The organism is Sphingobacterium anhuiense (assembly GCF_042686355.1).
GTDB lineage: Bacteria > Bacteroidota > Bacteroidia > Sphingobacteriales > Sphingobacteriaceae > Sphingobacterium > Sphingobacterium anhuiense.
The window spans coordinates 1-13,757 of sequence record NZ_JBHUPE010000008.1; the positions used below are offsets into that span (position 1 = coordinate 1).

At 34.0% G+C, this 13,757-nt stretch carries 12 protein-coding genes; 5 read left to right on the plus strand and 7 right to left on the minus strand.

Annotation, left to right across the window (positions count from 1 at the left end):
* Positions 1 to 78: 78 nt before the first annotated feature.
* The 6 genes from pruA to ACFS6I_RS19245 form a co-directional block, all read right to left on the minus strand.
* Positions 79 to 1,716 carry an L-glutamate gamma-semialdehyde dehydrogenase gene (pruA, locus tag ACFS6I_RS19220; RefSeq protein WP_380923080.1) on the minus strand — a complete coding sequence of 546 codons (1,638 nt, stop codon included), beginning with the start codon at positions 1,714 to 1,716 and terminating at the stop codon, positions 79 to 81.
* Between the two features lie 96 nt (positions 1,717 to 1,812).
* The gene (msrA, locus tag ACFS6I_RS19225; RefSeq protein ID WP_380923082.1) at positions 1,813 to 2,472 is read right to left on the minus strand and encodes a peptide-methionine (S)-S-oxide reductase MsrA; all 660 of its coding nucleotides are present in this window, start codon (positions 2,470 to 2,472) and stop codon (positions 1,813 to 1,815) included.
* Between the two features lie 76 nt (positions 2,473 to 2,548).
* On the minus strand, positions 2,549 to 3,157 hold the full coding sequence (locus ACFS6I_RS19230; protein ID WP_380923084.1) for a superoxide dismutase: 609 nt from the start codon (positions 3,155 to 3,157) through the stop codon (positions 2,549 to 2,551).
* 100 nt (positions 3,158 to 3,257) lie between these two features.
* Positions 3,258 to 3,725 carry a nucleoside deaminase gene (locus ACFS6I_RS19235; protein WP_380923086.1) on the minus strand — a complete coding sequence of 156 codons (468 nt, stop codon included), beginning with the start codon at positions 3,723 to 3,725 and terminating at the stop codon, positions 3,258 to 3,260.
* A 1-nt stretch (position 3,726) separates the two neighbouring features.
* Positions 3,727 to 4,065 carry a tRNA-binding protein gene (locus ACFS6I_RS19240; RefSeq protein WP_380923088.1) on the minus strand — a complete coding sequence of 113 codons (339 nt, stop codon included), beginning with the start codon at positions 4,063 to 4,065 and terminating at the stop codon, positions 3,727 to 3,729.
* On the minus strand, positions 4,065 to 4,280 hold the full coding sequence (locus tag ACFS6I_RS19245; protein ID WP_380923090.1) for a hypothetical protein: 216 nt from the start codon (positions 4,278 to 4,280) through the stop codon (positions 4,065 to 4,067). The genes ACFS6I_RS19240 and ACFS6I_RS19245 overlap by 1 nt, the downstream gene beginning before the upstream one ends.
* An 83-nt stretch (positions 4,281 to 4,363) precedes the next feature.
* Here ACFS6I_RS19245 and ACFS6I_RS19250 point away from each other — a divergent pair, with 83 nt between their 5' ends.
* The 5 genes from ACFS6I_RS19250 to ACFS6I_RS19270 all read left to right on the plus strand — a co-directional run bounded on the left by ACFS6I_RS19250 (position 4,364) and on the right by ACFS6I_RS19270 (position 12,539).
* On the plus strand, positions 4,364 to 4,957 hold the full coding sequence (locus tag ACFS6I_RS19250) for a porin family protein (RefSeq protein WP_132843600.1): 594 nt from the start codon (positions 4,364 to 4,366) through the stop codon (positions 4,955 to 4,957).
* A gap of 161 nt (positions 4,958 to 5,118) precedes the next feature.
* Positions 5,119 to 5,889, plus strand: coding sequence for a succinate dehydrogenase cytochrome b subunit (locus ACFS6I_RS19255; protein WP_021191914.1), 771 nt, complete (start codon positions 5,119 to 5,121; stop codon positions 5,887 to 5,889).
* Positions 5,890 to 5,942: 53 nt separating this feature from the next.
* Positions 5,943 to 7,877: a fumarate reductase/succinate dehydrogenase flavoprotein subunit gene (locus ACFS6I_RS19260; protein WP_132771521.1), complete on the plus strand. Its 1,935-nt coding sequence runs from the start codon at positions 5,943 to 5,945 to the stop codon at positions 7,875 to 7,877.
* A gap of 51 nt (positions 7,878 to 7,928) precedes the next feature.
* Positions 7,929 to 8,702 carry a succinate dehydrogenase/fumarate reductase iron-sulfur subunit gene (locus ACFS6I_RS19265; protein WP_021191913.1) on the plus strand — a complete coding sequence of 258 codons (774 nt, stop codon included), beginning with the start codon at positions 7,929 to 7,931 and terminating at the stop codon, positions 8,700 to 8,702.
* Between the two features lie 93 nt (positions 8,703 to 8,795).
* On the plus strand, positions 8,796 to 12,539 hold the full coding sequence (locus ACFS6I_RS19270) for an ATP-binding protein (RefSeq protein WP_380923093.1): 3,744 nt from the start codon (positions 8,796 to 8,798) through the stop codon (positions 12,537 to 12,539).
* 129 nt (positions 12,540 to 12,668) lie between these two features.
* Here ACFS6I_RS19270 and ACFS6I_RS19275 read toward each other — a convergent pair whose 3' ends face one another.
* On the minus strand, positions 12,669 to 13,595 hold the full coding sequence (locus tag ACFS6I_RS19275) for a hypothetical protein (protein WP_168127881.1): 927 nt from the start codon (positions 13,593 to 13,595) through the stop codon (positions 12,669 to 12,671).
* Positions 13,596 to 13,757 lie beyond the last annotated feature (162 nt).

The following is a 13,757-nucleotide window of genomic DNA, read 5'->3' on the forward strand; positions in this document are numbered from 1 at the left end:
AATAGTCAAGTAAGGATAATTATCGTTAAATTTATATGTCAACCTATTCTAGGACGCTACAATTAATAATCGATCTGACTATTCACCTTCTTCTAAGAAAGGGTATTTATAGTTTGTATCTGGATTAAAGGTTTCTTTAATCGTACGTGGAGATACCCAACGCAATAAGTTGATCATTGATCCGGCTTTATCATTTGTACCAGAACCACGTGCACCACCGAATGGCTGTTGCCCTACTACGGCACCTGTACACTTATCATTAACATAGAAATTACCTGCTGCATTACGCAATGCATGTGTTGCCTGCGCGATTGCATAGCGATCTTTAGCGATAACTGAACCTGTTAAAGCATAAATAGAGGTTTTATCAACGATTTCTAATGTTTCTTCCCATTTCTCATCTTCATAAACAAAAATTGTCAAAACTGGCCCGAACAATTCTTCTGACATTGTTTCATAATCTGATTTTTTAGCCACAATAACAGTTGGAGAAATGAAGTAACCTTTAGATTTATCGTATGTCCCACCGATCACAACTTCAGCATCAGCAGATTCTTTTGCACGATCAATATATTTTGAAATCTTGTCAAATGATTTCTCATCAATAACTGCATTGATGAAATTTGTAAAATCTTCTGTTCCTCCAATTTTGAATGAATTCACATCTGTAGTCATTGCATCTTTCAATGCTGGCCACATCGATGCAGGAACATAAGCACGTGAAGCAGCTGAACATTTTTGTCCTTGATATTCAAATGCACCGCGAACTAATGCTGTATTAGTTACTTGCAAATCTGCTGTTGGATGAACTAAAATAAAATCTTTACCTCCAGTTTCACCGACTATTCTTGGATATGTCTTGTAAAGATGGATATTCTCACCGATTGTTTTCCAAATATCTTGGAAAACTCCTGTAGAACCTGTGAAGTGGATACCAGCAAAATCAGGATGTTTGAAAATTACATCACCTGCGTCCGGTCCAGATACATATACTAAGTTAATAACACCTGCCGGTAAACCTGCTTCAATAAAAATCTCCATTAACACTTGCGCAGAATAAATCTGAGCATTAGATGGCTTCCATACGACAACATTTCCCATCATAGCAACACATGATGGTAAATTACCAGCAATAGCTGTAAAATTGAATGGTGTCAAAGCGAATACAAAACCTTCCAAAGGACGTTGCTCTACGCGATTCCATACACCTTTTCCTGATACTGGTGGTTGCTGTGCATAGATTTCTGTCATGTACTGTACGTTGAAACGTAAGAAATCTGTAAACTCACAAGCTGCATCAATTTCTGCCTGATAAGGGTTTTTTGACTGCGCTAACATGGTAGCAGCATTCAACTTATAACGATATTTGGTCGATGCTAGTTCTGCTGCTTTCAAAAAGATTGCTGCACGGTCTTCCCATGGCAAATTCTCCCAATCACTTTTAGCAGCCAAGGCGGCATTAATGGCATCAGTGACATGACTTTTAGAACCTTGACTATATTGTCCCAAAACATGTTGGTGATCATGTGGAGGATTGATAGATACTTTATTATCTGTACGGACTTCCTTTCCTCCTATATACATAGGTACGTCAACTTGCTTAGCACGAGCTTCATCAATCGCCGCTTTTAATAATTTGCGTTCTTTTGTTCCAACAGCATATGAGTACACTGGCTCATTTGTAGGTGTCGGTACATTAAAAAATCCTTTTATCATAGTAATAATTTTATATTTTCAAAAAGCTGAATTTCAATGAATTCATAGAATTCAACATAAATTTACAAGATTTTAATCCGTGTTCCAATTATTGGATTAGTCTTTAACAGTACTGGTAAAAATATGTTTAAACTTTTCCAATTTTGGTTTAATCACGTATTGACAATATCGATCTTCCTTATTATTAGCATAGTAATTTTGATGATAATCTTCAGCTCTATAGAAAGTAGTAAATGGATTAATTTCTGTCACGATAGGACGGTCATACAACCGTTCTTCTTTCATTTTTTTTAAATAAAAATTAACTTTTTCTAATTGTTCTTGATCATGAACAAAAATTGCAGAGCGGTATTGCGTACCGATATCATTACCTTGCCTATTCAATTGTGTAGGATCATGTGCGATAAAAAAAGCTTCTAACAAGGTATCGAATGTTATTTTCTTCGGGTCATACAAAACATTGATCACTTCAGCATGTCCTGTACTCCCTGTACTGACTTGGCTATATGATGGATTCTTCGTTTCTCCTCCAGCATAGCCTGAGATAACTTGCTGTACACCATCAAGTGTTTTAAATTGAGCTTCAACACACCAAAAACAACCTGCTGCAAATGTTGCCGTATCTACAAGACCATTTTGATGATCTGGCAACTGTTCAAATGATTCCGGTTCCTTTTTAGCAATATTAGATTGACAGGATAACAATGCATTGCTTGTTACCAAAAGTACAAGCATAGCGATATATTTATGTACCATCTCTATAACCCTTAAATTAAAAAAGCGGTAAAATGTTATCATTCTACCGCTTTTGTTTCGCTACTAAAATTATAAACTATTTAGCGGCAGCATAATTTTTCGCTACTGCATCCCAGTTGATGACATTGAAGATCTCTTCTAAATATGCAGGACGTTTATTTTGAAATTTTAAGTAATATGCATGTTCCCAAACATCAATACCTAAAATAGGTGTACCTTTAACTTCAGCCACATCCATCAATGGATTATCTTGATTAGGTGTCGATGTTACTTGTAATTTACCTTCTGCATTTACAATTAACCAAGACCAGCCAGAACCAAAACGTGTAGCTCCTGCATTTTGCAATTGTGTTTTCAATTCTGCAAAAGAACCAAATGTTTCATTGATTGCTGTTGCCAATTCACCAGTTGGCTCACCACCAGCATTTGAACCTAATATTGTCCAAAATAATTTGTGGTTATAGTGACCACCACCATTATTACGTACTGCTGCAGGATATTTACTGATATTTTTAACGATATCTTCTAAAGATAAGTTCTCAGCTTCTGTTCCAGCAATTGCCTTATTTAAATTATCTACATATGCTTGATGATGTCTATCATGGTGGATTTCCATAGTAGCTTTATCAATATGTGGTTCTAATGCGTCTGACGCGTATGGTAGCGCTTCTAATACAAATGCCATAATTATTATTTTTTATGTTTATTTAAAGATTGTTTGTATGCAAATATAACGTTTAATATACCTTTATGTTTCGTTTTGCGATTAAATAATCACTAAGCTTTTAACGTTTTTGACGAAAAAATGATTTAACAAGTTCAGCACATTCTTTCCCCAACTTACCATGCTCTACAATTGTTTTGGGATGTAAAATTTTATCGTGAAATTGAGAATATCCTCTTTTTTCGTCTTGAGCTCCATATACAATTCGGCTGATATGTGTCCAATAAGCCGCACCTGCACACATTACGCATGGTTCTACAGTCACATAAAGTGTGCAGTCGACCAAATATTTACCTCCCAAATGATTTGCAGCTGCTGTAAAGGCTTGCATCTCGGCATGGGCTGTTACATCATTTAAACGTTGTGTCAGATTATGCCCCCTACCAATAATATTACCTTTATGCACAATTACCGCCCCTATGGGCACCTCCCCTGCGGCTAATGCTAATTTTGCTTCCTTCAATGCTTGCTGCATAAAAAAATCGTCAGCATTGTCTACAGATGTTCCTTCAAAATCGATATATCGCATTTTACATTAATTTTGCACCATTAGGCACTTTTTTTTCTACAGTTGTTAAAATGATATCCCCGTTGTCATCAGCAAAACCGGTAACTAAACATTCCGAGAAAAAATTTGCGATCTGCTTCTTGGGGAAATTAACAATAGCAACAATTTGCTTACCTAGTAATTCTTCTTTACTGTAATGCACCGTGATCTGAGCACTACTTTGCTTTATTCCCAATTCATCACCAAAATCAATCGTTAACTGATAAGCTGGTTTTCTTGCTTTTGGAAAATCGGCCACATTTAGTATAGTACCCACACGCATATCCACTTTTTCAAAATCACTCCAAGATATTTCTTCCATTACAAACGATTACTTTCGATACTGCTTAGTGACTTGGCCAGTGTAAATAAAACATATTCTCGATTGCGATGTAATTTTGCCATCAAATGGTTAATCAATTTTTCTTCTTGATTTTCTTCGAAAACTAAATCTTCATCACTTAGATGATTATATTTTCTTTTTATTTTTTCTCTTGCTGTAATCCAATCAAATGTTGTTATTTTAAGTCCCATCATTTTTTAGGTATAAAATTTGCTGTTATTTTTGAAACTTGTTCAAAGTTTAGTTAAAGATACAATTTATATAGAAAATAAAAGTTATGAAGAAAATTTTACCTGCATTACTATTAATTTGTGGTAGTGTTGCTACTGCAAATGCACAATTGTTACCAGGAGTAGAAATTGGTTTAAAGGGTGCCTTAAACTTTTCTAAATTTAAAAGTGATGGTAAGTATTTCAATTCAGACAACAAAGCAGGATATCAAGCAGGTTTGTATGGGCGTGTTGGTGTATTAGGTTTTCATGTGCAACCGGAGATTTACATTACAGGCAAAAATACTACGATTAAAGCTGAAGGAGGAGAAACAACGGATGTAAAATTAACCACAATCGACATCCCAGTATTATTAGGAAAACGTTTTGGTTTAGGACCAATTGGAGCAAGAATCCAAACTGGACCAATATTTTCTTTTAAAGTAGATGATAAACAAGATAAGATAATTCCTAGTTTAGATCCAAATAGCTACAAAAAGAACGGTACATCTTGGGCATTTGGTGTGGGTGCTGATGTTTCAAGTCTTCGTGTTGATCTACGTTATGAAATGGGTCTAAGCAAAATCAATAACAGTAGCCAAGCAAATCCAAAAATTAACATGTGGAGTATAGGATTAGGCTATCGTTTATTTAGTTTATAGTACTTTTCAATCAAATTAAAAAAGGCTCGTTATCAAAAATAGCGAGCCTTTTCCAATAGCGGTTTAGAATAGTTCTAAATTACTTCTTTTTCTTGTCAAAATTGTATCATATTTAATATCAAATAGTAGATTTGCCTAATTAAATTAAATTACAAAGAATAATGAGTAAATCAAAGCCAGTTTTAAGTTCTTCAATCGGGAAGAAGCTAATCATGAGCTTAACGGGACTTTTCTTATGTACGTTCCTAATTGTTCACTTGATTGGAAACTTGCAGTTATTTAAAGATGACGCGGGTTTAGCGTTCAACAAGTACGCCTATTTCATGACGCATTTTACACCTATCAAGGTTGTGTCTTATTTATTGTATGCTTCGGTGATTATTCACGTGATCTATGCAATCGTGATTTCATTAAAAAATAAGGCTGCTCGTCCTATTGGATATGCATCTTATGATGGAAGCGCTAACAGTAAATGGAACTCACGTAATATGGGTATTTTAGGTACTGTTATCTTAGTATTCTTGGCGACGCACATGTCAAATTTTTGGTGGAAATACCATAATGATCAAACACCTTATATCGAATATCGTACCGATCTGTCGAATGGTGTAACGACTCATCAAGAGATCCAAGCGTCAGATTTTCATGATTACTCAGTCGTTGTTGAAAATGGCGTTGAAATCGTAAAAGCACGTGACTTGTATAAGCAGGTAGACTTTGCATTTAAAAACGTTGCTTTAGTAGCATTATACGTAATTGCAATGGCTGCTTTAGCATTCCACTTGATTCACGGTTTTCAATCTGCTTTCCAAACAGTTGGATTCAATCACAAAAGATACATTGGATTGGTTCAATTTATTGGAGTATGGGTATTTGGAGTAGTTATTCCAATTCTTTTTGCAGCGATGCCATTATATTTCTATTTCCGTTAACAATATTTTAGGATGGTGCTATAAGGCACGATCTAATAAATAAAATATAAGATATGTTAGATTCAAAAGTACCTGCGGGGCCATTGGCCCAAAAATGGTCAAAACATAAATTTGAAATGAAGCTGGTTAACCCTGCTAACAAACGTAAATTTACAATTATCGTTGTTGGGACAGGATTGGCAGGAGCTTCTGCAGCTGCTTCTTTAGCAGAGTTAGGTTACAATGTAAAGACTTTCTGCTATCAAGATTCACCTCGTCGTGCGCACTCAATCGCGGCACAAGGTGGTATTAATGCTGCAAAAGATTATCAAAATGACGGTGACTCTGTTTTCCGCTTATTTTATGATACTATTAAAGGTGGTGATTACCGTGCTCGTGAGGCAAACGTTTATCGTTTAGCAGAAGTATCGACTAACATCATCGATCAATGTGTGGCTCAAGGTGTTCCTTTTGCTCGTGAATATGGTGGTTTATTAGATAACCGCTCATTCGGTGGTGCCCAAGTATCACGTACATTCTATGCGCGTGGTCAAACAGGACAACAATTATTATTAGGCGCATATTCGGCTTTAAACCGTCAGATTCATAAAGGTAAAGTAAAATCATACACTCGTCATGAAATGCTTGACCTTGTTAAAATTGATGGACAAGCTCGTGGTATCATTACTCGTGACCTAGTTACAGGTAAAATCGAATCACATGAAGGTCATGCTGTATTATTGTGTACTGGTGGATACGGTAACGTTTTCTTCCTTTCGACTAATGCAATGGGATGTAATGTAACTGCTGCTTGGAGAGCTCACAAGCGTGGTGCTTTATTTGCAAATCCTTGTTATACTCAAATTCACCCAACTTGTATTCCTGTTACTGGTGATCATCAATCAAAATTAACTTTGATGTCAGAATCATTGCGTAATGATGGTCGTGTATGGGTTCCGAGAACAGTTGAATTGGCACAAAAACTTCAAAAAGGAGAACTGAAAGCTGTTGATATCAAAGAGGAAGATAGAGATTATTTCTTAGAGCGTAAGTACCCATCTTTTGGTAACTTAGTACCTCGTGATGTGGCTTCTCGTAATGCTAAAGAAGCAGTGGATGAAGGCCGTGGTGTTGGTAAAACAGGTGTTGCTGTATTCTTAGATTTTGCAGAAGCAATCGGTCGTTTGGGAGAAGATACTGTACGTGAAAAATATGGTAACTTATTCGATATGTATTACCAGATTACGGACGAAAACCCGTACAAACAACCTATGCGTATCTACCCTGCTGTTCACTACACTATGGGTGGTGTATGGGTTGATTATAACTTAATGACAACTGTCCCTGGATTATATGCGTTAGGAGAATGTAATTTCTCTGATCACGGAGCAAACCGTTTAGGAGCTTCTGCTTTAATGCAAGGATTATCGGATGGTTACTTTGTTATTCCTTATACTGTTGGAGATTACTTAGCAAACTTAGGTTCTTTTGCCCCTATTGATAAAAATCATCCTGCTTTCGAAGAAACTCGTAAAGAGGTTGAAACTAGAATCAATGCGCTATTAGCTTTGAATGGTACTAAAACTGTTGATGATCTTCATAAAGAATTAGGTTTGATCATGTGGGAATACTGTGGTATGGCCCGTACAGCTGAAGGATTAACTAAAGCTAAAGGATTGATCCAAAACTTGAAAAAAGAATTCTGGTCAAATGCCAAGGTATTAGGTGAAAATGAAGAGTTAAACATGTCTCTTGAAAAAGCTGGCCGTGTTGCTGATTTCATCGAATTGGGTGAATTAATGGTTGATGATGCATTGAACCGCAGAGAATCTTGTGGTGGTCACTTCCGCTTAGAATCTCAAACTGAAGAAGGTGAAGCTTTACGTATTGACGAAGAGTTTACTTACGTATCTGCTTGGGAATTCAAAGGTGAAAATCAACCAGAAGTTCTTCATAAAGAAGAGTTAGTTTTCGAAAACGTTAAATTAACACAAAGAAGTTATAAATAATATCAATTGACTACTTTATTAGTAGTCAATTGATGACTCAATATAATTATTATGAGTGCACATATGAATTTAACGCTAAAAGTTTGGCGTCAAAAAAACGATAAATCTAAAGGTCAATTCGTAACTGTACAAGCAAATGATATCGCCGATGATATGTCATTCTTAGAAATGCTTGATATCGTAAATGATGAATTGACTCGCAAAGGAGAAGATCCTATTTACTTTGATCATGACTGTCGCGAAGGTATTTGCGGAATGTGTTCATTAGTGATCAACGGACGTCCACACGGACCAAAATATGGTATCACTACTTGTCAATTACACATGCGTTCATTCCACGATGGACAAACAATTGTTATTGAGCCTTGGAGAGCAGCTGCTTTTCCAGTTTTAAAAGATTTAGCGGTAGATCGTACATCATTTGACCGTATCCAACAAGCGGGTGGTTATACAAACGTAAATACGGGTGGTGCACAAGATGCAAATAACATTTTGATTCCAAAACGTATTGCGGATGAGGCTTTCGAGTCTGCAACATGTATCGGTTGTGGGGCTTGTGTTGCAGCTTGTAAAAATGCTTCAGCAATGCTTTTTGTTTCTGCTAAAATATCTCAATTTGCTTTATTACCTCAAGGTCAAACAGAACGTTATGAGCGTGCTCAGGCGATGGTTGATCAAATGGATGCAGAAGGATTTGGTAACTGTACTAATACTGGCGCTTGCGAAGCGGAATGTCCTAAAGGTATCAAATTGACTAATATCGCTCGAATGAATCGCGAGTACCTAGGTGCTAAGCTTTTCAGAGAAGAGGATATCCACGGATAAAAGAACATCACTTTATAGATAAGTCCTTACAATCTTTTTGTAAGGACTTTTTTTATATATTTATATATTCAATCTCAATAAATAGATAATATAGTGCCGATATCCTCCAAAATAAGAATTTTACTTATACTGCTGACGCTAAGCTTTATCGTTACTGCTATTACTTTACAAAAGTCTATTACTAGTAAAGATATCTTAAATTTTGAAACCGCCAATCTAGAATCTAAAATTCATGAAAAAGAAGAAGTAATTGATGAATTATTTGCGGATCCAATTATTTTAAAAACATTCAAAAATGCAGAAAAATATCCTGAGCAGTCTTATCATATACTTGAAAAGTATAATAAAGATGAGGGAATCGCACTTTTTATTTTTAAAAACCATGAACTTCTACTCTGGAGTACAAACCTATTTGTACCGCTAACTGATGCTGGACTCAAAAATCCGGTCAACTATATAGCAACTAATGATCGCTCATTTGTTGTTAAAAAGAAGGAGATCGGAAATACGACAGTTTTAGCCTATGTTATGGTTAAAAAGTATTTCAACATTAATAACGAATATTTCACTAAAGCATTTTCGCCTTTAATAACAAAAAGTACAAACATCGAAATTGCCGACTATGATGATAATGTAAGCATCAAAAATATTTACAGCAAAGACAAAACTTACTTATTTTCTATTAAACTAAAATCTGGTCAGGTACAAAATATTTTTAGTATTCTTCAAACACTCTGCTGGATACTCGCTGCAACATGTTTTATAACTTTAATACATAATCTCGCGAAACTACTCGTAAATAAGGAAAAAATAATACCTGGAATCTTACTCTATCTTACAGCATTAATTGTTTTACGTTATCTAGACCTTAATTCTAATTGGTTGAATATCCATGCTAATTTGGGCATATTTAATCCTAAAAATTATGCCTATAACTACCTTTTTCCAAATATCTGGGGACTACTTATTACAGTCTTTTTCATATTTCTTTTCATATTATTTCTATATAATATCAAAGACTCATTTTCAATTGAGAAGTATCTGAAAAAGAAAAGCTCAAAAATAATCTTTGCAGTTCTTTCCATCTTAAGTGTCTATTTCTTCTTTACTATTCTTTACAGAACTTTAGGGACACTCATTACGCACTCCACTACAACTGTGGTAGACTTCACAAAACTTGTTGAACTAAATATATTTACATGGATCGACCTTTTTATTATGTGCGTAAGTCTCGTTACATTAATATTATATATCGATCTGGTTATTTCTAATATAAAAAAATTACAGATATCAGATACGGTATTAATTAATATCCACTTAAGTTGTCTCATTTTATTTATTTTGATCGGGACTTCATTAAGTGAAAATAATGGGCTCGTTAATATCTTACTAGCACTTATAATATTAATAAGATCATTCAATTCGTTTCTAAAAAAGAAGTTCAGACTAGCTACACATATCATCGTTATCATTCTTTTATCTACAATCTTTTCCATTTACCATGGACATTTCTTCAAGATGAAAAAACTGGAGAACATGAAGCTTTTTATTAGCAATTTAGAAGCAGAAGATGACATTAATGCTATTTCATTATATACTGAAATTGAAAAAGATATTTTAAATGACGAGCAACTCAAACATTTATTTAAAATAAGTTTACCAAACACCAGTACACAAACCATAAGTGAATACATTGAAAAAAAATATCTTAGTGGGTATCTTTCTAGATATGAATTTTTGGGATTTTACTACAATAACAATAAGGAACTTGCTCCTTACAAAAACAATAAAGTAGATGAGTACAGAGAAAAAGTTATTAAAAACTCATTAAAGATTAGTAATAATTTCTACAGATTAAACAGCGAACTGGGAACTCATGAGTATTTTTCTATTATCAATATTCAAATTGATAAACAAAACACTGTCTCACTATACCTTAATCTAAAGAATAGATCATTTAATTACAGCCTGCCTTATCCGGACATACTAGTTGATTCCAGATTAAATAAAATGGAGGCACAGTCATTTAATAATAGTTCCATCGCATTGTTTAAAGATGGGAATTTAGTGACCCAATATGGAAAATATAACTACCCAAGTCATGACAATGGTTATCCGAAGAAATTGGGAGAATATATTAATTTGGATGGTAGGGATGATTATTTTCATATCATGTACAGGCCTAATAATTATACTACTTTTTTAGTTAGTTATCCAAAAGAGACACCATGGGAATATTTAGCTACCGCATCATTTTTATTTCTGGTTATTTTTATCTTTTTTTCTATCTCTTCCAGTGTTAGATATGGCTTTAAAATTTTAAAGAATAAATCATTCAAAATCAGAAGCATAAAGTACCATTTCCTTTTTTTAGTAAATAGTATACAATACAGTTCCAGAATACAAACATTGTTTATATCTTCCATCGTGCTAGCAATTTTGATCTCTGGAATTATATCTTTCGTAAGTATAAGTATGCAACTTTCGTATAATAATACTTTGGAAAGAGAAAAGACTGTAACAGATATTAGTAAAAGACTTGAAAGTATAGTCAGTACAGCGTCTACTGCTGAAGAAAAAGAAGAAAGACTGATCTATTATCTGAAATTATTATCAGAATCGCTCTCAAAAGATTTTTCACTCTATTCAAAATCGGGTCGTCTATTATTCAGTTCACAACCCAAGATTTATGATTTAAATATTTTATCAACGTTTATTAACCCGAGTGCATTTAGAAAACTCTCCCTTCTTAAAAAATCAGAGACTATTGAAGAGGAGGTCGTTGGTGATTTTAGGTACGAATCCAGTTATGCAACTATTAGAGATGAAAACTATGCTACTATAGCGTATCTGGGTATACCGAATTTTAATGCGCAGAAAGATGATAACTTAAATAAAAATCTACTTTTAAATACATTAATTAATATCTATTCTCTAATAATAATTGGATTTGGTTTTTACGCTGCTTTTGTTGCGAATAAAATCACAGAACCTTTAAATTTGATCAGTAAAAAAATAGCCCAAACAAATCTTGGACAACAAAATGAACCTTTATTTTGGCAACGCAATGATGAGATTGGGGGTCTTATTAAAGAATACAATTTAATGATATTAAAACTTGAGGACTATGCAAATAAAATAAAGGATAATGAAAGGGAGTCTACCTGGCGAGAAATGGCACAGCAAGTTGCTCATGAGATCAAAAATCCACTGACACCAATGAAACTTGGGATCCAACAATTGACAAAATCTTATCATGATAACGATGCAAAATTTGAGGAGCGTTTTAAACGTATCACCGCATCTTTTATTGAACAAATCAATAGTTTAACCCATATAGCTAAAGAATTCTCAGCCTTTGCAAAATTGCCAGATACTAAATATGAAAAGGTCAATTTAGTGGAAAAAATTAATAAATCAATTGCAGTATATAGTCAAAATCCGCATGCTCAGATTCAATTAATGAATCAAACAAATCAGGCTCCTATATTTGTAGAAGCTGACCGGGATCAATTATTAAGAACGTTTAATAACTTACTGAAAAATGCTATTGAAGCAGGTTTTGGAAAAAGGAAAATAAAAATTGATATTAGCATTTCAAATGGAGAACATGATACATACATTATTAAAATAAAGGATAACGGACTAGGTATTCCACAAGAAATGCGGGCAAAAATCTTTGAAATAAACTTTACGACTAAAAGCTCCGGAACGGGACTTGGGTTAGTTTTTGTTAAGAAAACAATTGAAGCCATGGGTGGAACTGTAAAATTCGATTCTATAGAGGATCAGGGAACGACATTTCAAATTACTGTACCGAAATACAGAGGTTCATAGCAAAATATTCGTCATGATAGGGCGGAATTTAGATGACCAATATACGAAATGCGTGGAAAAAAATAAGGAATTCAAATTGAACTCCTTATTTTTTTACGGTATGACTCGTAATAAATAACGTATGTAGTACTATTTCAATACAACCGTTGATCTTCCCATGATAGCATTGTCGGCATACAAAAGAACAGTATAAGCTCCCTTAGTGAACTTCTTATCGTCTTTCCAATATAATGAATATTCTTCACCATGATTGGTAAACTCTATTGTGCTTTTAAAAGTATATTGAAGTTTTTCACTATGTGCATAAAAAGTATTGTCATCCTGATTGATAATAAGATTACCTTGCGGATCAATAATACGTACAAAAATATCCTTTTTCCCCACTTTTGCAAGGGTATTATCTGCGATATTAAAATTTATACTTAATTTATCAACTCTCTTTGCCCTCTCCTCTACCTCCACTTTATCGTTTCTTTTTTCCTGTAGTCCATAAACCGCAATATTAGAAACTTTGATAGCTGCAGCGACATTTACCTTTGATGCTAAATTTGTATTTGAGCTTTCCAAATTACTAATCTTAGTGGAGGAAGCTGAGACTTCTTTTTGTAATAAGCTATTCTTCTCGGCTAGAATTTTATTTTCCTGAATAAGTCTATTAACATCCAAACTAAAATATGCAACTTCACTTTTCAACGAAGTAATTGTCGACTGAGCATGATCAATATCACTCTGTGACAATTGTTTCTGTGCTAATTTAGTTCGTAAATCTATGATTTTTTTTCTTGCATTTTGTTCTTTCTCGATTAAAGGAGGAGATAATTGAATATTTTCAATTTTCATTTTATCGAGCTCTGCTTCAATACGATCGATCTCCACTTCAAGGTTCTCTTTTTCAACCGTTAGTGCATAGACCTTCTCTCCTGAAGACTTAAATTTGACATAAAAATAAACATTTGTGACAACAAGCGCCGCGATTGCTATGATAAAAAAATAAACTTTTGATGTATTTTTCTTAATCTCTTCCTGCTTATTACCTTTTACTAATTCAGTTTCCATTACCCTTGAATTCCATTTATATTTGACTTATTAAGTCATAGTAGATACATGTGTACAACAAATATTATTCCAAATTTAAATTTTAACAATACTAAAAAAATAATATCTTAAGTCTTAAGGACTGCTTTTGAATATTTCATGGTTAAAGCGTCTCAAAGCTTA

What these genes read in the sequence shown, in the direction of transcription:
- pruA (WP_380923080.1), bottom strand. Translation starts at nt 1,716, where the DNA reads ATGATAAAAGGATTTTTTAATGTACCGACACCTACAAATGAGCCAGTG.
- msrA (WP_380923082.1), bottom strand. Translation starts at nt 2,472, where the DNA reads ATGGTACATAAATATATCGCTATGCTTGTACTTTTGGTAACAAGCAAT.
- ACFS6I_RS19230 (WP_380923084.1), bottom strand. Translation starts at nt 3,157, where the DNA reads ATGGCATTTGTATTAGAAGCGCTACCATACGCGTCAGACGCATTAGAA.
- ACFS6I_RS19235 (WP_380923086.1), bottom strand. Translation starts at nt 3,725, where the DNA reads ATGCGATATATCGATTTTGAAGGAACATCTGTAGACAATGCTGACGAT.
- ACFS6I_RS19240 (WP_380923088.1), bottom strand. Translation starts at nt 4,065, where the DNA reads ATGGAAGAAATATCTTGGAGTGATTTTGAAAAAGTGGATATGCGTGTG.
- ACFS6I_RS19245 (WP_380923090.1), bottom strand. Translation starts at nt 4,280, where the DNA reads ATGATGGGACTTAAAATAACAACATTTGATTGGATTACAGCAAGAGAA.
- ACFS6I_RS19250 (WP_132843600.1), top strand. Translation starts at nt 4,364, where the DNA reads ATGAAGAAAATTTTACCTGCATTACTATTAATTTGTGGTAGTGTTGCT.
- ACFS6I_RS19255 (WP_021191914.1), top strand. Translation starts at nt 5,119, where the DNA reads ATGAGTAAATCAAAGCCAGTTTTAAGTTCTTCAATCGGGAAGAAGCTA.
- ACFS6I_RS19260 (WP_132771521.1), top strand. Translation starts at nt 5,943, where the DNA reads ATGTTAGATTCAAAAGTACCTGCGGGGCCATTGGCCCAAAAATGGTCA.
- ACFS6I_RS19265 (WP_021191913.1), top strand. Translation starts at nt 7,929, where the DNA reads ATGAGTGCACATATGAATTTAACGCTAAAAGTTTGGCGTCAAAAAAAC.
- ACFS6I_RS19275 (WP_168127881.1), bottom strand. Translation starts at nt 13,595, where the DNA reads ATGGAAACTGAATTAGTAAAAGGTAATAAGCAGGAAGAGATTAAGAAA.